Annotated in this window: 18 protein-coding genes; 14 read left to right on the top strand and 4 right to left on the bottom strand. The window is 69.9% G+C overall.

Annotated elements, in window-relative coordinates:
- Positions 1-26 precede the first annotated feature (26 nt).
- Positions 27-2,009 carry an ATP-dependent DNA helicase gene (locus OG194_RS11880; RefSeq protein WP_327400840.1) on the top strand — a complete coding sequence of 661 codons (1,983 nt, stop codon included), beginning with the start codon at positions 27-29 and terminating at the stop codon, positions 2,007-2,009.
- Positions 2,010-2,179: 170 nt separating this feature from the next.
- Here the strand turns inward: OG194_RS11880 and lexA are convergent, their stop codons facing one another.
- Positions 2,180-2,959, bottom strand: a complete 780-nt coding sequence (gene lexA, locus OG194_RS11875) for a transcriptional repressor LexA (RefSeq protein WP_026151025.1) — start codon at positions 2,957-2,959, stop codon at positions 2,180-2,182.
- A 565-nt stretch (positions 2,960-3,524) separates the two neighbouring features.
- On the opposite strand from lexA, the gene nrdR reads away from it, so the two are divergent.
- From nrdR to OG194_RS11860, 3 genes are all read left to right on the top strand, one after another.
- The gene (gene nrdR / locus OG194_RS11870; RefSeq protein ID WP_327400839.1) at positions 3,525-4,076 is read left to right on the top strand and encodes a transcriptional regulator NrdR; all 552 of its coding nucleotides are present in this window, start codon (positions 3,525-3,527) and stop codon (positions 4,074-4,076) included.
- 164 nt (positions 4,077-4,240) lie between these two features.
- Positions 4,241-7,141, top strand: a complete 2,901-nt coding sequence (locus tag OG194_RS11865; RefSeq protein WP_327400838.1) for a vitamin B12-dependent ribonucleotide reductase — start codon at positions 4,241-4,243, stop codon at positions 7,139-7,141.
- 168 nt (positions 7,142-7,309) lie between these two features.
- Complete coding sequence (locus tag OG194_RS11860; RefSeq protein ID WP_327400837.1) at positions 7,310-8,005, top strand: DUF6215 domain-containing protein; 696 nt, start codon at positions 7,310-7,312, stop codon at positions 8,003-8,005.
- A 19-nt stretch (positions 8,006-8,024) separates the two neighbouring features.
- Here the strand turns inward: OG194_RS11860 and OG194_RS11855 are convergent, their stop codons facing one another.
- Positions 8,025-8,561, bottom strand: a complete 537-nt coding sequence (locus OG194_RS11855) for a TerD family protein (RefSeq protein WP_327400836.1) — start codon at positions 8,559-8,561, stop codon at positions 8,025-8,027.
- Positions 8,562-8,716: 155 nt separating this feature from the next.
- Here OG194_RS11855 and OG194_RS11850 point away from each other — a divergent pair, with 155 nt between their 5' ends.
- The 3 genes from OG194_RS11850 (at position 8,717) to OG194_RS11840 (ending at position 11,085) form a co-directional block, all read left to right on the top strand.
- Positions 8,717-9,322 (top strand): YdbC family protein, encoded by a 606-nt coding sequence (locus OG194_RS11850; protein WP_327400835.1) that lies wholly within the window; start codon positions 8,717-8,719, stop codon positions 9,320-9,322.
- Positions 9,323-9,462: 140 nt separating this feature from the next.
- Positions 9,463-10,122, top strand: coding sequence for a histidine phosphatase family protein (locus OG194_RS11845; RefSeq protein WP_327400834.1), 660 nt, complete (start codon positions 9,463-9,465; stop codon positions 10,120-10,122).
- 12 nt (positions 10,123-10,134) lie between these two features.
- Positions 10,135-11,085 carry an ADP-ribosylglycohydrolase family protein gene (locus OG194_RS11840; RefSeq protein ID WP_327400833.1) on the top strand — a complete coding sequence of 317 codons (951 nt, stop codon included), beginning with the start codon at positions 10,135-10,137 and terminating at the stop codon, positions 11,083-11,085.
- Between the two features lie 211 nt (positions 11,086-11,296).
- On the opposite strand, the gene OG194_RS11835 is transcribed toward OG194_RS11840, so the two are convergent.
- Positions 11,297-12,844, bottom strand: coding sequence for an MFS transporter (locus tag OG194_RS11835; RefSeq protein ID WP_327400832.1), 1,548 nt, complete (start codon positions 12,842-12,844; stop codon positions 11,297-11,299).
- Positions 12,845-13,043: 199 nt separating this feature from the next.
- Here OG194_RS11835 and OG194_RS11830 point away from each other — a divergent pair, with 199 nt between their 5' ends.
- From OG194_RS11830 to OG194_RS11820, 3 genes are all read left to right on the top strand, one after another.
- Entirely contained in the window at positions 13,044-13,667 is a 624-nt protein-coding gene (locus OG194_RS11830; protein WP_327400831.1) for a TetR/AcrR family transcriptional regulator, read from the top strand.
- Between the two features lie 82 nt (positions 13,668-13,749).
- Positions 13,750-14,451 carry a ribonuclease HII gene (locus tag OG194_RS11825; protein WP_327400830.1) on the top strand — a complete coding sequence of 234 codons (702 nt, stop codon included), beginning with the start codon at positions 13,750-13,752 and terminating at the stop codon, positions 14,449-14,451.
- A 68-nt stretch (positions 14,452-14,519) separates the two neighbouring features.
- Entirely contained in the window at positions 14,520-15,161 is a 642-nt protein-coding gene (locus OG194_RS11820) for a hypothetical protein (RefSeq protein WP_327400829.1), read from the top strand.
- Between the two features lie 241 nt (positions 15,162-15,402).
- Here the strand turns inward: OG194_RS11820 and OG194_RS11815 are convergent, their stop codons facing one another.
- Positions 15,403-16,038, bottom strand: coding sequence for a hypothetical protein (locus tag OG194_RS11815; RefSeq protein ID WP_033286213.1), 636 nt, complete (start codon positions 16,036-16,038; stop codon positions 15,403-15,405).
- Positions 16,039-16,406: 368 nt separating this feature from the next.
- On the opposite strand from OG194_RS11815, the gene OG194_RS11810 reads away from it, so the two are divergent.
- From OG194_RS11810 to OG194_RS11795, 4 genes are all read left to right on the top strand, one after another.
- Positions 16,407-18,566, top strand: coding sequence for a RecQ family ATP-dependent DNA helicase (locus OG194_RS11810; RefSeq protein WP_327400828.1), 2,160 nt, complete (start codon positions 16,407-16,409; stop codon positions 18,564-18,566).
- Positions 18,567-18,885: 319 nt separating this feature from the next.
- Positions 18,886-20,745, top strand: a complete 1,860-nt coding sequence (locus OG194_RS11805) for a DUF4192 domain-containing protein (RefSeq protein ID WP_327400827.1) — start codon at positions 18,886-18,888, stop codon at positions 20,743-20,745.
- Between the two features lie 833 nt (positions 20,746-21,578).
- On the top strand, positions 21,579-23,495 hold the full coding sequence (locus tag OG194_RS11800; protein ID WP_442811790.1) for a glycogen debranching N-terminal domain-containing protein: 1,917 nt from the start codon (positions 21,579-21,581) through the stop codon (positions 23,493-23,495).
- A gap of 130 nt (positions 23,496-23,625) precedes the next feature.
- Positions 23,626-24,384, top strand: coding sequence for an NUDIX hydrolase (locus OG194_RS11795; protein WP_327400825.1), 759 nt, complete (start codon positions 23,626-23,628; stop codon positions 24,382-24,384).
- Positions 24,385-24,416 lie beyond the last annotated feature (32 nt).

The following is a 24,416-nucleotide window of genomic DNA, read 5'->3' as shown; positions in this document are numbered from 1 at the left end:
GTCCCGCCCCGTAGGCTGGTCGCGCTATGACGAAGCCCTCACTCCCCGAACTCCTGCATGCTGCCGTCACTGCCGTCGGCGGTTCGGAGCGCCCCGGCCAGGTGACCATGGCCGAAGCCGTCGCGGAGGCGATCGACGACGGTTCCCATCTGCTGGTCCAGGCCGGCACCGGTACCGGAAAGTCGCTCGGCTACCTCGTGCCCGCGCTCGCGCACGGGGAGCGTGTGGTCGTGGCGACCGCCACCCTCGCGCTCCAGCGCCAGCTCGTGGAGCGCGACCTGCCGCGCACGGTCGACGCGCTGCATCCGCTGCTGCGCCGCCGCCCTCAGTACGCGATGCTCAAGGGCAGGTCGAACTACCTGTGTCTGCACCGGCTCCACGAGGGCATGCCGCAGGACGAGGAGGAGGGCCTCTTCGACCAGTTCGAGGCGGCCGCTCCCACCAGCAAGCTGGGCCAGGATCTGCTGCGGCTCCGTGACTGGACGGACGAGACCGAGACCGGCGATCGCGACGACCTCACACCCGGAGTCTCCGACCGCGCGTGGGCGCAGATCTCGGTGTCCTCCCGCGAGTGCCTGGGCGCCCAGAAGTGCGCTTACGGGGCGGAGTGTTTCGCGGAGGCGGCCCGCGAGCGCGCCAAGCTCGCCGACGTCGTCGTCACGAACCACGCACTGCTCGCGATCGACGCCATCGAAGGCGCCCCCGTCCTCCCGCAGCACGAGGTGCTGATCGTCGACGAGGCCCATGAACTGGTCTCCAGGGTCACCGGAGTCGCCACCGGCGAGCTCACCCCGGGACAGGTCAACCGCGCCGTGCGCCGAGCCGCGAAGCTGGCCAACGAGAAGGCCGCCGATCAGCTCCAGACCGCCGCCGAGGGCTTCGAGCGGCTGATGGAGCTCGCCTTGCCGGGCCGCCTGGAGGAGATCCCGGAGGACCTCGGTTATGCCCTCATGGCGCTGCGCGACGCCTGCCGCACGGTGATCTCCGCGATCGGCGCCACCCGCGACAAGTCCGTGCAGGACGAGGACGCGGTCCGCAAGCAGGCGCTGGCCTCCGTAGAGGCCGTACACGACGTGTCGGAGCGCATCACCAACGGCTCCGAGTGGGATGTCGTCTGGTACGAACGCCACGACCGCTTCGGCGCCTCCCTGCGCGTCGCCCCCATGTCCGTGTCGGGTCTCCTGAGGGAGAAGCTCTTCACGGACCGCTCGGTGACCCTGACCTCCGCGACACTGAAGCTCGGCGGCGACTTCAACGGCGTGGGCGCCTCCCTGGGCCTCGCCCCCGAAGGCACCGCGGGCGACGACCTGCCGCAGTGGAAGGGCGTCGACGTGGGCTCGCCCTTCGACTACCCGAAGCAGGGCATCCTGTACGTCGCCAAGCACCTCGCGCGCCCCGCGCGGGATGGCGATCGGGCCGACATGCTGGACGAGTTGACGGAGCTGATCCAGGCAGCCGGCGGTCGCACCCTGGGGCTCTTCTCCTCGATGCGGGGCGCCCAACTCGCCGCCGAGGAACTGCGCTCCCGCATCCCCGAGTACCCGATCCTGCTCCAGGGCGAGGAGACGCTCGGTGAGCTGATCAAGAACTTCGCGGCCGACCCGAAGACCTGTCTCTTCGGCACGCTGTCGCTCTGGCAGGGCGTCGACGTCCCCGGAGCCAGCTGTCAGCTCGTCGTCATGGACAAGATCCCGTTCCCGCGCCCGGACGACCCGCTGATGAGCGCCCGCCAGAAGGCAGTTGAGGACGCCGGGGGCAACGGCTTCATGGCGGTGGCCGCCACACACGCGGCGCTCCTCATGGCCCAGGGCGCCGGCCGTCTCGTCCGCGCGTCGGGGGACCGGGGCGTGGTCGCCGTCCTCGACCAGCGGCTCGCAACCGCCCGCTACGGCAGCTATCTCAAGGCGTCACTGCCCGACTTCTGGTACACCACGGACCGCAACCAGGCCCGGAGATCGCTGGCCGCGATCGACGCGAAGGCGAAGCAGGAGGAAGCCGAAGCGGAATGATTCAGGGCGGTGTTGGCCCGGTCCGCCGGGTCAACACAGGATCGACGACCGGCATCGGATCGACGACCGGCTGCGCCCGGGGCCCGGACAGCACAGGACCCCGGAACCGGCGCAGGGGTCCCGGGGTCCGGTCCGAGGGCCGGGCCGATGAGGCCCGCCCGCCGCGGCCGTCACACGCGCCGCAGCACTGCCACCACCTTGCCGAGGATCGTCGCGTCGTCGCCGGGGATCGGCTCGTAGGCCGAGTTGTGCGGGAGGAGCCAGACGTGGCCGTCCTCGCGCTTGAAGCGCTTGACGGTGGCCTCGCCCTCCAGCATGGCGGCCACGATGTCACCGTTCTCGGCGACCGGCTGGCGGCGCACGGTGACCCAGTCGCCGTCGCAGATCGCGGCCTCGATCATCGAGTCACCGACGACCTTGAGGACGAACAGCTCACCGTCACCGACCAGTTGGCGGGGGAGGGGGAAGACGTCCTCGACCGATTCCTCGGCGAGGATCGGGCCACCGGCGGCGATCCGGCCCACCAAGGGGACGTACGACGCGGCGGGCTTGCCCGCGGTGTCCGTGGGCTGCACCGACGAGGACTGGTCGCTGCCGCGGACCTCGTACGCGCGCGGGCGGTGCGGGTCGCGGCGTAGGAAGCCCTTGCGCTCCAGTGCCATCAGCTGGTGTGCGACCGAGGATGTGCTGGACAGGCCCACGGCCTGGCCGATCTCGCGCATCGACGGCGGGTAGCCCCGTCGCTGCACCGAGTCCCTGATGACCTCGATCACCCGGCGCTGCCGGTCCGTGAGCCCCGAGCTGTCCGCCCGGATACCGGGAGGTCGGCCCGGCAGGGAACGCTTGTGTCCCTCGGGATTCGCGGCTTCGTTCATTGCATGCACCGGCTCGAGTCGGCCCTGGGAGCGATCCTGGGCAGTGATGGTGGCACTGTCTGCGGTGGTGGTCACGTCGGCCCCTCTCGATGGTCTCCCTGCTGGACAACGGTAGTTGCTTTCGAAAGGTTGCGCCAAACACACGTTCGAGTGAAAAAGTGCAGATAGCCTGTCGCGATCATGCGTCTGGGTGTATGGCTAGCGCGGCACCTGGTGGACAAAAAAGATCATTGTTGTACTCTCCGCCGCCGTGGTGGTGACCTTGTGGGTTGTCGCCTCAGTCTGCCACCCGGTGTCCCGGCAGTCGGGGGCCGGTCCCGTTCTGTGCGGGAGCCCCACGTCTCCTCCGTGCCGCGCTCACGGTATCTCCGTAAGTGGCCTGGCGGTACGGCTGTGCGCCAGCGTGTTCGGGGTGGCGGGACGGTCGTATGGCACATGCCAATACGGGCGCGACACGCGCGTACGGCGTGTTTGTGTGAGCCAATCACCACATCTAGTGGTTGGATTGCGATAGCAGCCCAGAAGTTGTGGTCCCCCGGGTCTCCAGAGTCTCGGTCATCGCCTATGCTTGGGGCTGCTTCGAGAGGCCCAAGGGGTCTCACGAGGCTATTGAGTCTGCTGCGAGGGAGGGTTGGAGACCATGCACTGCCCCTTCTGCAGGCACCCCGACAGCCGTGTCGTCGACAGCCGTACGACCGACGACGGCACGTCGATCCGCCGGCGCCGCCAGTGCCCTGACTGCTCCCGTCGTTTCACGACCGTGGAGACGTGCTCGCTCATGGTGGTCAAGCGGTCCGGAGTCACCGAGCCTTTCAGCCGTACCAAGGTCATCAACGGTGTGCGCAAGGCATGCCAGGGACGGCCTGTCACCGAGGACGCACTCGCCCAGCTCGGCCAGCGGGTCGAAGAAGCGGTGCGGGCCACCGGAAGCGCCGAACTGACCACCCATGACGTCGGGCTGGCCATACTCGGCCCGTTGCAGGAGCTCGACCTCGTCGCCTATCTGCGATTCGCCTCCGTCTACAGGGCGTTCAACTCCCTTGAGGACTTCGAGGCCGCGATCGTGGAGCTGCGCGAAGTGACCCCCGGCCCCGCCGCGGACGACGAAGACGCGGTATCGGGGAGCCAGGAAGACGACGGCGGGACCGGAGGGGCTGTTCAGGTCCCCGTGCCCGCCCACTCCGCCGACTGACCGACGGGCCGGAACCGGGCGGAGACCCCGGGTCCGGCCGGGCGTTGGCGAACCAGGACTTGTTGCGGGGCCATGAGCTGTGGGCGCCCGCGGCATCAGACAAACACTCTGCCACGGGAACATCGTGGCATTTTCAGGCGTTTTCGCCTGTAGAGGGAGGCGGCATGACAGAGACGGCGAGCGGTCCGGCACGAGGTTCCCGCGCGAAGGGCACCAAGGCCACCAAGGGACTGCGCATCGAGCGTATTCACACCACCCCCGGCGTGCATCCGTACGACGAGGTGGAGTGGGAGCGTCGTGACGTCGTCATGACCAACTGGCGCGACGGCTCGGTCAATTTCGAGCAGCGTGGCGTCGAGTTCCCCGCCGAGTGGGCGGTGAACGCGGTCAACATCGTCACCAGCAAGTACTTCCGCGGTGCCGTGGGCACCCCGCAGCGCGAGGTGAGCCTGAAGCAGCTCATCGACCGCATCGTGAAGACGTATCGGAAGGCCGGCGAGGACCACAAGTACTTCGCCTCGCCCGCCGACGCCGAGATCTTCGAGCACGAGCTGGCGTACGCCCTCCTGCACCAGGTCTTCAGCTTCAACAGCCCCGTCTGGTTCAACGTCGGGACTCCGCAGCCCCAGCAGGTCTCGGCCTGCTTCATCCTGGCCGTCGACGACTCCATGGAGTCCATCCTCGACTGGTACAAGGAAGAGGGCATGATCTTCAAGGGCGGTTCCGGCGCCGGCCTGAACCTGTCCCGCATCCGCTCCTCCAAGGAGCTGCTCTCCTCCGGTGGCAACGCCTCGGGTCCGGTCTCCTTCATGCGCGGCGCCGACGCCTCCGCGGGAACCATCAAGTCCGGTGGCGCCACCCGCCGCGCGGCCAAGATGGTCATCCTGGACGTCGACCACCCCGACATCGAGGACTTCATCCAGACCAAGGTCAAGGAAGAAGAGAAGATCCGCGCGCTGCGTGACGCGGGCTTCGACATGGACCTGGGCGGCGACGACATCACGTCGGTGCAGTACCAGAACGCCAACAACTCGGTCCGTGTGAACGACACGTTCATGAAGGCCGTGGAGAACGGCGACAAGTTCGGCCTGACGTCCCGCATGACCGGCGAGGTCATCGAGGAGGTCGACGCCAAGCAGCTCTTCCGCAAGATGGCCGAGGCCGCCTGGGCCTGCGCCGACCCGGGCATCCAGTACGACGACACCATCAACCAGTGGCACACGTGCCCCGAGTCCGGCCGTATCAACGGCTCGAACCCGTGCAGCGAGTACATGCACCTGGACAACACGTCCTGCAACCTCGCCTCGCTGAACCTGATGAAGTTCCTCAAGGACGACGGCAAGGGCCTCCAGTCCTTCGAGGTCGAGCGCTTCGCCAAGGTCGTCGAGCTCGTCATCACCGCGATGGACATCTCCATCTGCTTCGCGGACTTCCCGACGCAGAAGATCGGCGAGAACACGCGCGCGTTCCGCCAGCTCGGCATCGGCTACGCCAACCTCGGCGCCCTGCTGATGGCGACCGGCCACGCGTACGACTCCGACGGCGGCCGTGCTCTCGCCGGTGCCATCACCTCCCTGATGACCGGCACGTCGTACAAGCGCTCCGCCGAACTCGCCGCGGTCGTCGGCCCGTACGACGGCTACGCCCGCAACGAGCAGCCGCACCTGCGTGTCATGAAGCAGCACGCCGACGCCAACGCCGTGGCCCCGCGCGCGGACGACCTGGACACGCCCATCTGGGCCGCGGCCACGGAGTCCTGGCAGGACGTGCTGCGCATCGGCGAGAAGAACGGTTTCCGTAACTCGCAGGCGTCCGTCATCGCCCCGACCGGCACCATCGGTCTCGCGATGTCCTGTGACACCACCGGACTTGAGCCCGACCTCGCCCTGGTCAAGTTCAAGAAGCTGGTCGGCGGCGGCTCGATGCAGATCGTCAACGGCACCGTCCCGCAGGCCCTGCGTCGCATGGGCTACCAGGAGGAGCAGATCGAGGCGGTCGTCGCCCACATCGCCGACAACGGCAATGTGATCGACGCCCCGGGGCTCAAGCAGGAGCACTACGAGGTGTTCGACTGCGCCATGGGCGAGCGTTCCATCTCCGCGATGGGCCACGTCCGCATGATGGCCGCCATCCAGCCCTGGATCTCCGGCGCGCTCTCCAAGACGGTCAACCTGCCGGAGACGGCGACCGTCGAGGACGTCGAAGAGGTCTACTTCGAGGCGTGGAAGCTGGGCGTCAAGGCGCTCGCGATCTACCGCGACAACTGCAAGGTCGGCCAGCCCCTCTCCGCGAAGACCAAGGAGAAGGAGAAGGTCGAGGTCACCGCCAAGGCCGAGGAGACCATCCGTACCGCGGTCGAGAAGGTCGTCGAGTACCGCCCCATCCGCAAGCGTCTCCCCAAGGGCCGCCCGGGCATCACGACCTCCTTCACGGTCGGCGGCGCCGAGGGCTACATGACCGCCAACTCCTACCCGGACGACGGTCTCGGCGAGGTCTTCCTGAAGATGTCGAAGCAGGGCTCGACCCTCGCGGGCATGATGGACGCCTTCTCGATCGCCGTCTCCGTAGGCCTGCAGTACGGCGTGCCCCTGGAGACGTACGTCTCCAAGTTCACGAACATGCGCTTCGAGCCGGCCGGCATGACGGACGACCCGGACGTGCGGATGGCGCAGTCGATCGTCGACTACATCTTCCGTCGCCTGGCGCTCGACTTCCTGCCCTTCGAGACGCGCTCCGCCCTCGGCATCCACTCCGCCGAGGAGCGCCAGCGTCACCTGGAGACCGGTTCGTACGAGCCATCCATCGACGATGTCGAGGTCGACGTAGAAGGCCTGGCCCAGTCGGCGCCGCGCGCCCAGGAGTTGAAGGCCGTGGCCCCGCCGAAGGCCGTGGCCGAGGCGGTCAAGCCCGCTCCGCAGCAGGCGCACACCAGCGCCGAACTGGTGGAGATGCAGCTGGGCATCCAGGCCGACGCCCCGCTCTGCTTCTCCTGCGGTACGAAGATGCAGCGGGCCGGTTCCTGCTATATCTGCGAGGGGTGTGGCTCGACCAGCGGCTGCAGCTGATCAAGGGCACTCGCTTGAAGTGAACCAGCTGGTCAGGGCGGTGAAGCCGGTATTCGGGCTTCACCGCCCTCAGCATGTCCGGGCCCGGGGCGAATCCGGTTTCCCAGCGGAACGATCAGCGGTTAATCTCCCTCGACGCGCATAGCGTGCGCACAGGGGGGTGGGGGCATGGTCGACAATTCCGTCGAGCCCGAAAAAGGTATGAGGGCGGGGGCCCAGGCAGTCGCGGCGGTGGTCGTGGTCGGGGGTGTCGTAGGCGGCATGTGGGGACTCGGGGAAGTCCTGCCGAAGACGTCGCAGCAGGACGGCAGACCGGCGACCTGCACGGCGAGCACAGACAAGACACTGCCGGCGAAGTACGTCTCGCCGGCACAACTCTGCACGGCACTGAACCGCACGGACCTTCCGGTGCTCCTGAGGACCCCGGACGAGCACGCGGAGACCGCCGGAGGGAGCGCGGGCTGGATGACGCTCGCCGGTGGCACCAAGATCGCCAGCCCCGAGGCCGAGGTAGACCTGACGACCTATTCCGTACGACTGTCGGCGTCCTACGACGACATTCCCGTCGCCCAGGCGGCCCGGTACGTGGATTCCAGCTCGCAGGTGAAGATGGTCCTGGGGCACCCGGCCGTTCTCTACTCGAACCAGACCATCGCGATTAGCTTCAACCTCGGTGGGGGCAAAGCCAGTACGGGCCCAGGGGGCATCGCCCGCAGCCTCCTGGTGTCCACCAGTGCGAAGGACGGCGGCGACTCCTTCGAGATATCCATCTGGCGTCAGGACGACGTGCCACCCGACGACGAGGCGCTGTTCCGCATCGCCGAGGAGGTGCTGCCGACGGTCCCGGGCTGGACCGCCGGCTGACGCGCCGTCCGCGACGGGCTCAGGGCTGCTGCTGCGCCCTGCCCATCGTCCTGGTGAAGGTCGCGGGGTCGTCCTCGAAGCCGCGGATGCCGGGATGGAAGTCCCAGCTTCCGGACTCGTCCCGGACGAATTCCCCGACCGTCGCCGCCGTAGCACCGAGGACGTCACCGAAGTCGTCCTCGGTGAGGACGGTGTACCCCTCGCGGATGCGCAGCTTCGGGTTGAGGACGTTGACGAACGTGCGGTGGGCGACGCGCTGTTGGATGACGACACCGACCACCACGCGCGCGTACCGGTCGGAGAGCCGGTCGAGCTCCAGGGTCATGACCTCGTCCCAGCCGAAGCCCTTGCCGTCCTTGCTGTCCCGGTTGAGATAGATGGTGCCGTCGGGCGAGCGGCTGTCGAAGTGCACGGCGTACGCGGGAGCGCCGTACAGATCGCCCGCCACATACGTGGTGGCGACGATGTCCAGATCGACGGGCGGCTGCCCGGTGGGACTCGGATCCCACTGGAGCCCGACTTCGGCCTTGCGGATCCCCTTGTTGAGGCCGTTCACCACAGTTCCCCTTCCCCGTTCGCCTTGATCGCGCGCCCCAACTACTGGGCGATCAGCCTTCGTTGTCCATCGTGCCACGCGCGCGGGGGCGTATGCGCCGACGATCTCAGCCGGAGCGTGACCGGCGCCACGCTCCAGGGCCTTACGATGGCGCGGTGCTGGTCAAGTGGATTCGCTGCACCGTGGTGGACCGCCGCGGCTTCGAGCGCGGGCAGCGAAAGTGGGCGGGGCTTCTGGGGGAGCCGGGATTTCGGGGACAGGGGGGAGGCTGGAGCAGAGCGCGGCCAGGGGTGGCACACATTTTCGCGTTCTGGGAAAGCCGCGCCTTCTACGACTCCTTCATGGCCCGATCCCATGACCGGCTTGCGTCGGCCCAGGTGGGCACCTTCAAGGACGTGCAGGTCAAGCTGTTCGATCACCGCTTCGACGTGAAGACCGGCTTCGAGCCGCGCTTCACCGACGCCGACCTGGTGCGGGTGGCCCTGTTCCGCGTCCACGAGGAGCGCGCCGAGCACTTCACGCTGATGCAGGAGAAGGTCTGGAACCCGGCGATGGCCGGTTCCCCCGGCATGCTCCGCGGCCTGTTCGGCGAGGCCCCGGGACACGAGTTCATGGTGCTGTCGATGTGGCGCTCGGCCGCCGAGCACGGCAAGTACCGCACCGAGCGGATTGAGCGGCTCGCCCTGCGGGCCCAGATCGAGGCGGACATCGACTCCCTCACGGGAGACATCGTCCAATTGGAACCGTCCTGGACGGTTTGAAATCCGAACTGACGGCACCGGCGTCCCACGGTGTGAATCGTGCGCCCCTATGTGGCCGATCGGGCAGAATTCGTGTGACCTACGCCGTATGGAGCCCGTACGAGTGCTCGATATGCCGTCTCTCGATCTAGGGTTTTGGCATGGCACGACCACGGCGCATCGTCCTTGTCCGGCACGGCGAGTCAACGGGCAATGTTGATGACACTGTGTACGAGCGTGAACCCGACCATTCCCTGGCGCTGACCGACCAGGGCTGGCGACAGGCAGAGGAGACCGGAAAGCGGTTGCGGGAGGTGTTCGGCCGCGAGCGCCTCAGCGTGTACGTCTCCCCGTACCGCCGTACGCACGAGACCTTCCGGGCCTTCCACCTCGACCCCGACCTCGTCCGTGTCCGCGAGGAACCCCGGCTGCGTGAACAGGACTGGGGGAACTGGCAGGACCGCGACGACGTACGCCTCCAGAAGGCGTACCGGGACGCGTACGGGCACTTCTTCTACCGCTTCGCCCAGGGCGAGTCCGGTGCCGACGTCTACGACCGGGTGGGCGGCTTCCTGGAGAGCCTGTACCGCAGTTTCGAGGCCCCCGACCACCCGCCGAACGTGCTCCTGGTGACCCACGGCCTGGCGATGCGGCTGTTCTGCATGCGCTGGTTCCACTGGACGGTCGCGGAGTTCGAGTCGCTGTCGAATCCGGGGAACGCCGAGATGCGGATGCTCGTTCTGGGAGAAGACGGCCGGTACGCGCTGGACCGACCGTTCGACAGCTGGCGGGACCCGGAGCCGTACGGGATCACCGGATAGGGTGGCGGACCGATGATCGCTGACTCCTCTTCCGGTACTCCCGGCCCTTCTGTTACTTCTGCCTCTCCCGACTCACCCGATGCGCGCCTGGACCGCGCCCTGGCCAGCCTGCGTGGACTCGCCGTGGGCGACGCGCTGGGCTCACAGTTCTTCGTCCCTGTGAACCATCCGCTGCTCCTGGGCCGCGAGCTGCCCCCGACTCCCTGGCAGTGGACGGACGACACGGAGATGGCGTGCTCCGTGGTCGCCGTCCTGGCAGCTCACCGCCGTATCGACCAGGACGCCCTGGCCCGTTCCTTCGCCGAGCACCACGACTTCGACCGCGGCTATGGCCCCGCGGTCAACCGGCTCTTGCGCCTCGCCCGCGAGGGCGGCGACTGGCGCGAGCTGTCCTCCGCGCTATTCAAGGGACAGGGTTCCTGGGGCAACGGCGCGGCGATGCGGATCGCGCCCCTGGGCGCCTGGTACGCGGACGACCCCGAGCAGGCCACCCACCAGGCGGAGATCTCCGCCTACCCCACGCACCAGCACCGTGAGGCCGTGGTCGGCGCCATGGCCGTCGCCGCGGCCGCCGCCTTGGTCGCGGCCCCCGGCGGCCCGCCCACTGCCGAGGCACTCCTCGACGGCGTCATCGCACTCGTACCGAAGAGCGCCGTCGGCGCGGGCCTGCGTCGCGCCCGGGACATGCTCGACTACGCCGATCCCGGCACCGTCGCGGCCGTCCTGGGTTGCGGGCGCCGTACGTCCGCCCACGACACGGTCCCCTTCGCGCTCTGGTCGGCCGCGCGCGGCCTCAGCGACTACGAGGCGGCGTTCTGGGTCACCTCTCAGGTCGGCGGGGACGTGGACACCACCTGCGCCATCGTGGGCGGTGTGATCGCCGGAGGGAAGGCGGGGACGCCGCCCGCCGAGTGGTTGGAGCGGACGGAGGCGCTGCCGGGCTGGGTTCCGACGTCCGTCTGACGCCCTCACCTCGCCATCCGGGCAGCGCCGCCCCCAACCGACCGAAACTCTCCGTGCCCGTTGGGAACTCTCCGTGACTGCCCGCCCGTTGTCGTGGCGGTCGCTGTGCGGCACATGAGTCCGCACAGACGGGACACGACAGTCGGGGGGTGTGGTCATGAGGTTTTCGCTGGTGTCCGTGGGCCGGGCCCTGCCCTGGCTCGGCCGGCGGTCAGCCGACTCCCGCAGCCGCCGTGCCCGCGAGGGCGTCGAGGTCGCTCTTGCGGACCCGGATCACCAACCAGGCGGTGACCAGGGCGAGTACGGCCATCGCGGCGGCAGGGATGAAGGCCGTCGCGATGCCGTGCGCGAGCACCTCGTGTCCCCAAGGCGCGGGCAGTTGGTGCGACTTGGAGAATGCCGCCTTCTGACCCGCCGATCCGTCGGCCAGGAACTTCGGCAGCTGCTTCTTCGCCTCGTCCTTACTGGCCGAGCCGAACACCGTGGTCAGGATGGACAGACCGAGCGAACCGCCCACCTGCTGCATGGCGTTGAGCAGCGCGGAGGCCGCGCCCGCCTCGTGCTGGGCGACACCGGAGACGGCGGTCACCGTCAGCGTCACGAAGTTCAGGCCCATCCCGAAGCCGAACACGAGCATCGGGCCGAGCACTCCGCCGACGTACGAACTGTCCGAGCTGATGAGGGTCTGCCAGGCCAGCCCGATCACCGCGAGCGTCGAGCCCATGAGCATGAAGGGCCGTGGCCCGAGCACCGGCAGGAACCGCTGGGACAGCCCCGCGCCGGCCGCGATCACGAACGTCACCGGCAGGAAGGCGAGCCCCGCCTGGATCGGGGTGTATCCCAGCACGTTCTGCACGAAGAGCACGATGTAGAAGAACATCCCGAACATCGCGGCGGCCAGGCTCAGCATGATCACGTAGGTGCCCGAGCGATTGCGGTCGGCGAACATCCTGAGCGGGGTGATCGGCTCCTTGGCCCGGGACTCGGTGACTACGAAGGCCAGCAGCAGGACGACCGCCGCGGCGAAGGAGCCGATGGTCAGGCTGTCACGCCACCCCTTGTCCGCCGCGCGGATGAAGCCGTAGACGAGGGACGCCATGCCCGCCGTCGAGGTCAGTGCGCCCGCGATGTCGAAGCGGCCGGTGTGCCGTTCGGACTCGTTGATGTACAGCGGTGTGAGGACGGCGATCAGTATGCCGATCGGCAGGTTGACGAAGAACACCCAGCGCCAGTCGAGCCACTCGGTGAGCATTCCGCCCGCGAGCAGACCGATCGCGCCGCCGCCCGCCGAGACCGCTGCGAAGACTCCGAACGCCCTGTTCCGTTCCGGACCTTCGGGGAAGGTGGTGGTGATGAGCGCCAGCGAGGTGGGCGACGCGATCGCGCCACCCATGCCCTGGAGGACGCGCGCGGCCAGCAACTGCCAGGGTTCCTGGGCGAGTCCGCCGAGCAGCGAGGCGAAGGTGAAGAGCAGGATGCCGGTGGTGAACACCCGCCGTCGGCCGAGGATGTCGCCGGCCCGGCCGCCGAGAAGCAGCAGGCCGCCGAAGGTGAGCGTGTAGGCGCTGACGACCCAGGTGAGGTCGGTGGTGCTGAAACTGAGAGCGGCTTGAATGTGCGGGAGAGCGATGTTCACAATCGTCGCGTCGAGTACCACCATGAGTTGACAGGCCGCGATGACCGCGAGCGCGATGCCGGGATGCCCCTCCCGGCGGGCCGCTCCTGGCTTGGGGTGCTGAATCAACTGAGAGGTTGTCACTATGGGTCCCCCACAAGTGTGTTAGTGAACGCTCGCGTTCACTGCCGGGTCAACGGTAGTGAGTCCCCAACAGTGAACGCAAGCGTTCACTTAACTCGCCTTCGTGCGGCATCTCCCCGTCGCTGCCGCGTGACGCATCCCCGGTCCCCGTTCCCGATCCCCGGAATTCCCCATTCCACTGCTCGCTGGAGAAACTCAGATGGTTACTTCGGGCTGGACGGCCGCCCCCGCTCGGACGGCCTCCCTCCGACGCCGCGGCGCCGTGCTCGAACGCGCGATCCTGGACGCCGCGTTGGAGCAACTCGGCACGGTCGGATGGAACGCCCTCACGATGGAAGGCGTCGCCGCCGGCGCCCAGACCGGCAAGGCCGCGGTCTACCGGCGCTGGTCGTCCAAGGAGGACCTCGTAGCGGACGCGTTGCAGGCAGGGCTGCCGCGGTTGAACGAGGTGCCCGACCTCGGGAATGTACGCGAGGACCTGCTGGCGTTGTGCGCGCAGGCGCGCGACGCGATGTACTCGCGCCCCGGATACGCCCTGCGCTCGGTGATTCACGAATGCGACACCGCACAGGCGGAGCGCTTCCACGGCGTGATCTTCGAGGGGGTGGTAGAGCCGACGATCCGACTGCTCGAGGAGGTGATCAATCGAGGAATAGAGCGAGGTGAGGTCCGCGCCGACGCCTCCAACGGCTATGTCCTGGACGCTGTTCCGGCGATGATGATGTACCGCTCGAAGATGTGCGGCAGTGAATGGGGCGACCACGACATCGAGGAAATGATCGACCAGTTGATGCTTCCGCTGCTCCGGCCCGGCGGTGCGTGAAGCCGTATCGGAACGGTCTTCGGGGGGCTCGCGGAAACCCGGGTGTCGCAGAGGGGTCCGGGCGGCGTACCCTGAGCACGCCATGCCGTACGAACCACCCACTCACACCGTCGAGCGCTCACTGCGCGCCACGACCGGGGCCAAGGTCATTGCCGGCGTCGACGAGGTGGGGCGCGGTGCGTGGGCCGGCCCTGTCACCGTCTGCGCGGCGGTCACCGGGCTGCGCCGACCCCCCGAAGGCCTCACCGACTCCAAGCTCATCGCGGTCAGACGACGAACCGAACTCGCCGAGGAACTCCGCAAGTGGGTCTCGGCGTACGCCCTGGGACACGCCTCCCACGAAGAGATCGACGACCTGGGGATGACGGCCGCGCTGCGGCTCGCCGCGGTGCGTGCTCTGGAGTCCTTGCCCGTTCGCCCCGACGCGGTCATCCTCGACGGGAAGCACGATTACCTCGGGGACCCCTGGCGGGTCCGTACGGTGATCAAGGGCGACCAGTCGTGCGTGGCGGTCGCGGCCGCTTCGGTGATCGCCAAGGTTCAGCGCGACAAAATGATGGCCGAACTGGGCATCGACCATGCAGACTTCGCTTTCGCGGCCAACGCCGGGTATCCCTCACCCGTGCACAAGGCCGCACTGGAGGAGCGGGGGCCCACCCCGTACCACCGGTTGTCGTGGGCGTATCTTGATGCGCTGCCCCAGTGGCGGCACCTCAAGAAGGCCCGCAGTTGGGCGGAGGGAAACGTTCCGAAGATCGAGGGCCAGCTCGGTTTCGACTTCTGACCGTTCCGCTCGCACTCATGTGCCACCCGCTGCCGCAAGCCGCACCAGCGTTTGATAAAAATCAGCTCATGCCTCTCATTCCCGAGGAGCCTCAGATTCACGAGAGTGCCCAGGGTCCCAGCGTCACTCCGGCCAGTGGCCGCGTCGCGCCGACCCCCCGCCCTGTACCCGGTCCCCGCCCCGCGGCTCCGTCGCGTCCCGGTCGTCCCGGCCCCCTGCGGCCCACGGCGCCGGCGCAACGTACGCCGCGTGACGTGGCCGTGGCCAAGCCCGGACCCTCGGGTCCGGCTGTGCCCGCCTCCTCCGACACCGCTGTGGCGACCCCGCAGATCCAGCTGATCCCGGCCTCGGCCGAGGGCGCGCTGGACGCTGCCGAGGAAGCCCTGGACCTGCTCCTGGAGGCGGGCCGCGCCCCCGGTGACGTGCTGGTGATCACCACCGGCGAACTTCACCCGTGGGCCGCCCACGAACTGTCCTTCGGTGAAGCCTCCTACTGGGCGCAGCACGACGCGCGCGACGACGTCTTCTACGCGGACGCCGCCGTCGCGGGCCGGGCGGCGTCCCGTCCCGTCGTCGTGGTCGCCGTCAACGGCGGCGCGGCCGACGTTGCCACCACCGTCCTGCCCCTGGCCCTCGGCCGGGCCGGCACCCTGCTGATCGTCTGCGGCGACCCGCAGCAGATCAACTCGGTGCTGGGCGCGGGCGTCTGAGCCCTCCGGGAACTTCCGGAAGGCTCTCGGAGGGCGACGGCGGCCAGGTGAACGCCGTCGCGGCGGTCTGCGCACGGTGACGCATGCGGCGTGCACGGATTTCTGGTGCGGTCGGTGAAGTGCGCCTGCTGCGGCTGTACTTCTGTTCCGTGCGCCGTGACCGGAGTGCGGGCGGCTCGGCGTCGTAGGGACTCCACAGGGGTGGGACCGTACGGTCCGGGCACGGAGCCCGGACCGAGTGTCAGCGGGCCGCGGCGCGGCGCAGGACCTCCGACGCGGCGCCGCCGGTGCGGGGCAGCAGGGGCGGTACCTCGGACATGGCGAAAGGTTCCGGCGCGGAGTCCGCGCTGGGCCTACGGCCGCCGCGCCCTTCCCCGAGCACCTGCCAGCCGTCACGCGTCAGCGTGATGTAGGCCCCGCAGCGCAGCCCGTGCAGGGTGCAGGCGTCACGCAGCCCCCACATCCACGCGCCGTCCTCCTCCGTCCAACGCGCGTCGCCCTCACGGCAGTAGAGCAGCACGGCCGTACGCACCGGAGTGCGGCGGCGCAGATCGTGCGGGATGACACGGCGCAGCTGCGCGAGCAGCGCGTTGCGGAACATCCAGCCGTCGGCCGGGGCGGACCGCCGGACGAACGAGGCGCTCGCCAATAGCCGCTCGTCCGGATCGAGAACGGCCACGACCGCCGTCGCCGGTCTCGGCCGATGCCGGGAGTGCAGCCCGCTGACGACCTCGCGGGGATTGCGCAGCAACGGGATTCCGGCGGCTGCCCATTCGGAGGGTTCGAGCAGACGGGCGAGGGGGTTGGCGGAAGCGGCGGACAGGTCGGCAGACGTCGACGTGGATGCCGCGGAGGACGGAGCGAATCCGAAGGTCACGGTCCTCCCTTCGGCTACGCGCCCACACTTCGGGCGGGGTCGGATTCGGGGGAGCGCACACCGCAGCAGAGCCCTACCGGATCACGGACGAGCCGCGCGGGGAGCGGACTCCAATTCTTCCTGCCGAACTGGGATGCGGCAACGAGCAAATGGGGCCACCGACCCTTATCTGACGGACTATGGCTTATATCCCTACCCAACGCGTCACCTGGCGACGCCTGGGACATTCGGGCACGACACTTTCGTACGCCACTGAGGTGCGGAAGGTCCAGAGGGAGCCGGTCGGCCCGGGTGCGGGACAGGGGACCGCGCGCTTCGCCACGGCGGGGGATTGGGCCGTTGTCAGTGGCGTGCGGTTGCATGGGGGCATGAGCAACCAGGAGCTGCGTGCAGAAGCCGACGCCATCCTCGCCGAACTGGTCGGTGATCAGAGCGGTACGGCACGGCTGCGCGAGGACCAGTGGCAGGCGGTGGCTGCCCTGGTGGAGGAGCGCCGGCGCGCGCTGGTGGTGCAGCGCACCGGCTGGGGCAAGTCGGCGGTGTACTTCGTCGCCACCGCCCTGCTGCGCCGGCGCGGCTCCGGTCCCACGGTGATCATCTCGCCGCTGCTCGCGCTGATGCGCAACCAGGTCGAGTCGGCGGCGCGTGCCGGAATCCGGGCGCACACCATCAACTCGGCCAACCCCGAGGAGTGGGACGACATCTACGGAGAGGTCGAACGAGGCGAGACCGACGTTCTCCTGGTCAGTCCCGAACGGCTGAATTCCGTGGACTTCCGCGACCAGGTGCTGCCCAAGCTCGCCGCTACGACCGGCCTCCTGGTGGTCGACGAGGCGCACTGCATCTCCGACTGGGGACACGACTTCCGCCCCGACTACCGCAGGCTGCGGGCGATGCTCACCGAACTGCCCGCCGGCGTACCGGTGCTGGCCACTACCGCGACCGCCAACGCGCGCGTGACCGCCGATGTGGCCGAGCAGTTGGGCACGGGCGCCGGCGAGGCCCTGGTGCTCCGCGGTCCGCTGGAGCGGGAGAGCCTGCGGCTCGGAGTGGTTCAACTGCCGGACGCCGCGCACCGTTTGGCGTGGCTCGCCGAGCACCTGGACGAGCTGACCGGCTCCGGGATCATCTACACGCTCACCGTGGCCGCCGCCGAGGAAGCCACCGCCTTCCTGCGCCAACGCGGCTTCAAGGTGGCCTCGTACACCGGCAAGACGGAGAACGCCGACCGGCTGCAAGCTGAAATCGACCTCCAGGAGAACCGGGTCAAGGCCCTGGTCGCCACCTCGGCGCTCGGCATGGGCTACGACAAGCCGGACCTGGGCTTCGTGGTCCACCTCGGCTCACCCTCCTCACCGATCGCCTACTACCAGCAGGTGGGCCGAGCGGGTCGCGGTGTGGCCCACGCCGATGTGCTGCTCCTCCCGGGCCGCGAGGACGAGGCCATCTGGCGCTACTTCGCCGATACGGCCTTCCCGCCCGAGGTGCAGGTCAGGCAGACCCTCTCGGCCCTGGCCGACGCCGGACGGCCCCTGTCCGTGCCGGCCCTGGAGACGGCGGTCGACCTACGACGTGGCCGCCTGGAGACGATGCTGAAGGTCCTGGACGTCGACGGGGCGGTCAAGCGCGTGAAGGGCGGCTGGGCGGCCACGGGCGCGGAGTGGGTGTACGACGCCGAGCGGTACACGTGGGTGGCCAAGCAGCGGGCGGCCGAGCAGCAGGCCATGCGTGACTACGTGAGTACGTCCCAGTGCCGGATGGAGTTCCTGCGCCGGCAACTGGACGACGAAGGCGCGATGCCGTGCGGGCGCTGCGACAACTGCGCGGGCGCCTGGATCGACTCCTCGGTCTCCGTGGAGACGCTGACGGGGGCGACGAAGGAACTGGACCGCCCGGGGGTGGAGGTCGAGCCGCGGCGCATGTGGCCGACCGGGATGGCCGCACTGGGCGTCGACCTCAAGGGCCGTATCCCGGCGAAGGACCAGTGCTCCACCGGGCGCGCCCTGGGACGGCTCTCGGACATCGGCTGGGGAAACCGGCTGCGCCCGCTGCTGGCCGAGAACGCGCCCGACGGCCCGGTCCCCGACGACGTCCTGAAGGCCGCGGTGGCGGTCCTCGCCGACTGGGCGCGCTCTCCGGGCGGTTGGGCACCGAACGTCGCGGATGCCTCCGCCCGGCCTGTGGGTGTCGTGGCCGTACCGTCCCTGGGGCGCCCGCAACTGGTCGGCTCCCTCGCCCAGGGCATCGCGACCATCGGCCGTCTCCCCCTCCTGGGCACCCTGACGTACACCGGACCGGACGGCACGCACGGGGCACGCCGCAGCAACTCCGCCCAACGGCTCAGGGCCCTGTCCGACGCCTTCGCCGTCTCCGGGGAGCTGGCAGACGCCTTGGCCGCCTCTCCCGGTCCTGTCCTGCTCGTGGACGACTGCACCGACTCGGGCTGGACGCTCGCGGTTGCTGCCCGACTGCTCCGCCGGGCAGGTAGCGAACAGGTTCTGCCGTTGGTTCTGGCTGCGGCGGGCTGAGGTTTCGCTTTCGGGACCTGGTCGTGGGTGATCTGCGGTCGGGGTGATGGCGGCCTGCGGATGTGGTGATTCGCGCCGAGCCGGGGCGGGCTTCGGCGGCGCGGAATTGCCTCAGTCGGGGCGAGCTTTGGTTGCGGCGACTGAAGAGCCTCGGTAACCCCCTCCCCGCAGGGCGATCACACTGTCCATCGCCGAGGGCGGTCCGGATTTCCCGGTCAGGTGGGCCGACTTGGCCCTGTCGAACCTCATGTGGCGTGTCCCTGACCGGACTTATCCACAGGCTCAAGCGGAACCTCGCAATCCGCGAGATCGTCGAGGCATGACGAACCACAGCGAAACGACAGGATCCTCCGAAAACGGCGACATCGGCCCCACCGCGTACGACCGACACGGCAACCCCGAGCACCAGCTCACCTTGCGCACCCCCGCCGAACTCGCCGACGCCCTGCCCTATCTGCTCGGATACCGCCCCGAGGACAGCATCGTCCTTGTCGCCCTGCACGATCGGGACGGCCGGGGGCGGTTCGGCGGCAGGGCCCGGCTCGGCATTCCCGCCGGCGCGGACGACTGGGCCTCCGTGGCACGGCAGTTGGCCCACGGCCTGGTGACCGGCAGCGAGCGCAGGGGAACCCGGCCCGAGCAGATGATCGCCTACGTCTGTCAGGAACCGGCGCCGGGAGAGTCGGGGCGCCAGGTCATGGAGCGCCTGCGCCCGCTCGTGCAGAAGCTGCGCACCGAGTGCGGTCGGCTGGACGTGACGGTGATCGAGGCGCTCTGTATCTCGGACGGCCGCTTCTGGTCGTACTGCTGCGCGGGCAAGGGATGTTGCCCGGTCGACGGGTCCCCGATGGGCCTGCCCGGCACCTCCGTACTGGCCGCTGCGGCGACCTACGCGGGACTCCAAGTGCGCGGCACGCTGAGGGAGTTGCGGGCCAGGCTGCAGCCCTGGGAAACGGCTGTGGCGCTTCGGCAGGAAGTCGCGCTGGACGCCGCCGGTATGACCCTGGTTCCTAGGATCCTCGACGACGCCAGCCGAGCGGACGTGGCACAGGAGACCCTGGATCTGGCTCGGCGGATCATGAGGCGATTCGCCGCCGCACCGCACGTGTCCGGTGCCCTCCACGCGGACTTCCGTGACGACGCACTGCTCGCCCACGACGAAGCCGCCACGCTGATCCTCGGCCTCCAGGACCGCACGACCCGCGACCGCGCCGCCGAGTGGATGGAGGGCGAGGACGGGGCACCGGCCCTGCGCCTCTGGCGCGCGTTGGCCCGCCGCTGCGTCGGACCGTACGGCGAGCACGCCGCGGCTCCTCTCACCCTCGCCGGCTGGGTCGCTTGGTCAACCGGCGACGACCTGGAAGCCAGGGAGGCCCTGGCCATGGCCCTCGGCGCGGACCCTGACTACCTGTTCGCCCGCCTCTTGCACCAGGCCTGCAACGAGGGCCTGGACCCGGAGTCGATTCGGCGGTGTCTGCGCGCGGAGCGGGTGGGGCGGGCAGGAGCGGCGGAAGTTGGAGAGGGGACGGGTGCGGTAAGGGGCGCGGGAGTCGGAAGGGCGACGGGAGTTGGAGGGGCGGCGAGCGCCGGAGGGAAAGCCGGCGCTGGAGGAGCGGCGAGCGATGGAGAGATGACAGGGACTGGAAGGACGGCGGGAGCCGGAGAAACGACGGGAGTTGGAGAAGCGGCAGGCGTCGGCGAGATGGCGGGAGTTGGAGGGGCAGTGGGCGCTGGAGAGGTGTCGGTAGTTGGAAGGGCGGCGGGAGCCGGAGAGATGGCCGGCGCAGGAAGGGTGCCGGGAGTTGGAGGTGCGGCTGGAGTCGGAGAGGTGACGCGCGCTGGAGTGGCGGGCAGCGGCGCGGCGACAGCCGACGGTTCCGCACAACAGGGCGCGAGCGGCCCCGTCGACGGCCCGGCACCGGAGGCGGCCTCGCCCACGGTCTCCCGTCGTCGGCGACGCACCCGTACCGCGGACGGAACCGAGGGCCGTCCGCATCCCTCGGGCGTGAACGGCCGCCGATCCGGAACCGAGGGATCCCGTCCGCGCACACCGGCGCAGGGCACCGCACGCCCCGGCAGCACACGTCCGCATACCTCGAAGAAGGTCGATTCGCGGCGCTACGACACGTGCTCGGATGCGCCGCAGCCGGGGAGCAACGGCGTTGAGGGGGACGGGTGATCAAGGGTTGGAGGAGTGGAAGGCGGCCTCGCCGGTCCAGCGGTCGGAAGGGTGCGTTCGGAGCTTGGTTCCACGCTTGGCTTCACCGGGGCGTCCGATCGGCGGCGGTGACTCCGCAAGCGGTCAGTGTCCCCAGCGCGCGGGCTGACGCCGGACTTGCCGAGGGGCACGAGGCGCGAGAAACGGGCACGTGCGACCGACGGGCCGTGCGCCGGTTCGACGGTCACCGGGACCGGGGGACCAGCGTCGGCTGTCCGCCCTCTCAGCCCTCTCCGCCCCCTCCACCGCGCCGCCATTCGGTCGGCTTCCCAGGCCGCGGGCGTGACCACGAGGAGCCCGGCTCCGTTCACCTGAGTGGCGGAACGCCTGAACGGGTCGTGTCGCCGGACAGCCCTTGTCCTCCCGGAACCGTCCATCCGGCGCCGAACACGTCCGAGGCGCACAGAGCGCAGAAGAAGCCGCCCATGCACCAGCCGACTCCGCCCTCCGCCGCCGACGACCAGACTGACTCCGGTGTCCCCGAGCCGCGCCCGAGCCGGGGTACCAACTCATCGCCGCCGTACACGGGCACCGGCTCCCCGCTCCCGCACACGGGCGCGTCCGAAACGGGCACCGTCGACCCGGAGCACCCGCCGCAACCGTCCCATCCGCCCGCAGAAGGGTGGGCGCCCGGCCAGATCCGCCGCCCACCCCCGCCCGCATCCCCACGTCAGCCGTCTCCCAGCTCTTCACGCCGGCCCTCCCCGCCTCAAACTCCACCGCCATCCCAGCCACCCCCGTCCCGCCCGACGCCCCGCCGTTCCCTCGAACTACCCCCCACCCACACCACCCTGATCTGCGTAGCCCTCCCGGGCCTCGCCGTCTCCACCGAGCAAGGGCAGCTGAACGGCCGGGGGTTGGAGGGGTTCTACCGCGCGGGGCGACGTGTGCTCTCCCGCTGTCAGGTGCGAGTGGCCGGGCGGGAACCGCTGGCGGTGCAGGCCAGGATGACGGCTGCCGACCGCGCCCGTTTCGTGGGGACCATGCGGGTGTCCCCGGACTGCGGCCCGGACCCGGACCTCGTCGTCGAGCGCACCCGGCACGCCGACGGCACCGAGCGCATCACCCTGCGCAGCGTCTCCTGGCGCCCGCTGCGCCTGCCGGTCGAGGTCGCGCTCGGCACCGACATGGCTGACCTGGGCGCGATCGCCGCAGGCGGTGCAGGACCCGAACTGCCCGCGAGCGTCCACGACTCGGGCCTGCGATGGTCCGGCCCCACCGGCAACTCGGCGGTCACGGCCGACCCGCCGCCCGCCGACGCGCTGGCTTCCGCGGGGCTCCTGCGCTGGGAGTTCGAACTGCCACCGGGCGGCACGATGAGCGTGGAACTCCGGGTACGGCCGGACGGCGCGGGACCGATCCGGGCGGTGGGCCACGGCGCGACGAGTCCCCTGGCCTCCGCACGGGCGACCGGCGACGACCCCCGAGTCCAAGTGCTCATACGGACCAGCATCGAGGACCTCCAGGCGCTGCTGCTCCGCGACTCCGCGCACCCCTCCGACACCCACCTCGCGGCCGGGGCACCCTGGCGCTGCGGTCTGGCGCCGGCGGAGTCGCTCACGGCGGCGCGGATGACGCTGCCTCTCGGTACGCGGCTCGCCGCGGGCACCCTGCGGATCCTCGCCCGCACCCAACTCAAGCGTGCAGGAACGCAGTTGGGCATGATTCCCGGACCACGTCGTGACGCCGGTTCCCGCCTGCCGCCGAGTTGCACGGGGACGGAGGCGACCCTGCTCTTCCCGGTGCTGCTCGCGGAGGCCCGCCGCTGGGGGCTCCCCGAGCAGGAGACACGGGAGTTGGTCCCGGCCGCCGAGCGCTGCCTGGCCTGGCTGCGGACCACCGTGGGCGACGGCACATATCTGCGCGATCCGCACCCGGGTGGCCCCGTCCGCTGCGAGACACAGGCCCACGCCCACCGGGCGGCGCTGCTCGGTGCCGATCTGCTCGACGCGTTCGACAGACCCGGTGGCGTGGAACTGCGGCAGTGGGCGCAGGAGTTACGCACCGCTTTCCGCGAGGACTTCTGGATCGGGGATCTGGGCGGCGGCCGTCCGGCAGCGGCCAGATCCCCGGACGGACGCCTCGTACCGCACCTCGGCGCGACGGCGGCCCACCTCCTGGACACCGGCCTCTTGGGCGGTGGCGAGTACGCGCCAGGCCTCCTGGACAAGGTGCGGGCCGAACAACTCGCCCGGTTGCTCGGCGCCCCGGCCATGGATTCGGGCTGGGGACTGCGCAGTCTGGGCGTGAAGGAACCGGGATACAGCTCGTTCAGTCACCGGGGCGGAGCCGTGCGGGTGGCGGAGACGGCGATCGCCGTCGCGGGCCTGGCCGCCGCCGCGTACGAGAAGGAGGCGACCTCCCTGCTGCGGGGCGTCCTCGCCGCGGCCGAGACGTTCGGACACCGGCTCCCCGAGATGTACGCGGGGGAGCAGCGCACGGACGGGAGCGCTCCCCTTCCGCACCCGGCGGCCTGTCGCCCGGCGGCCACGGCGGCGGCCGCCGGGGTGCTGCTGCTGACCACCCTCGCGGGTATCCGCCCCGACGCCCCCGCCCGCACGGTCACCCTCCGCCCGGTGCGCAGCGCGCCCCTGGGCGAGATCGGCCTCGCCGGGCTGCGGATCGCGGGCGCCCCCTTCTCCGTACGGGTCGGCCGACTCGGTGTCGCCATGGTCGAAGAGGCGGCCGATGGCCTGCAATTGGGAGCGTGACCTCGGAGGGGGCCGTATCGGGAGACGACCGGAGGCGGTGGGCGAGCCGCACATCGCACCGAAGTGGATCAGTCATGGCGGTACCGACGAAGGGAGTGTTTATCGTCAGGCAGACGACTATGATCGCCGCATGTCCTACGACCCGTCAGCGTATCCGCCCTTCGCCGTCACCGTGGACCTGGTCGTGCTGACCGTGCGCCGCCATGCTCTGTGCGGGCTGGCGGTACGCAGGGGCGAGCCGCCGTTCCAGGGGCGCTGGGCGCTGCCCGGCGGCTTCGTGCGGGCCGACGAGGATCTGTCGCAGGCCGCCGCACGCGAACTGGCCGAGGAGACGGGACTGCGCGCCCACGACCCGGGCGCCCCCGCCCAGGACAACGGGGCGCATCTGGAGCAGCTCGCCACCTACGGCGACCCCAAGCGCGACCCGCGGATGCGCGTCGTCAGCGTCGCCCACCTCGCGCTCGCTCCCGACCTGCCCGCACCCCGCGCCGGTGGCGACGCCAGCAACGCACGCTGGGCGCCCGTCGACGAGCTGCTGAAGCAGGGCGGGTTCGGACGCGACGGTGATCCGGTGGCGCCACTCGCCTTCGACCACACGCAGATCCTGTCCGACGGCGTGGAGCGCGCCCGCTCGAAGATCGAGTACTCGTCCCTGGCCACGGCGTTCTGCCCCACCGAGTTCACCGTCGGTGAGCTGCGCCGCGTCTACGAGGCGGTGTGGGGCGTGGCGCTCGACCCGCGCAACTTCCACCGCAAGGTGACCGGCACGCCCGGGTTCCTCGTCCCGACGGGCGGTACGACGACCCGTCAGGGCGGCCGCCCCGCACAGTTGTTCCGGGCCGGCGGGGCCACGCTGCTCAACCCGCCCATGCTGCGCCCCGAGGTGTGACGCCGTAGCGTATCGCCCGAGGCGATCAACCG

Origin of the sequence: Streptomyces sp. NBC_01288, from assembly GCF_035982055.1 — a bacterium.
Classification (GTDB): Bacteria; Actinomycetota; Actinomycetes; order Streptomycetales; family Streptomycetaceae; genus Streptomyces.
The sequence above is the reverse complement of the archived record's forward strand: the minus strand, read 5'-3'. Positions and strand labels throughout refer to the sequence as shown.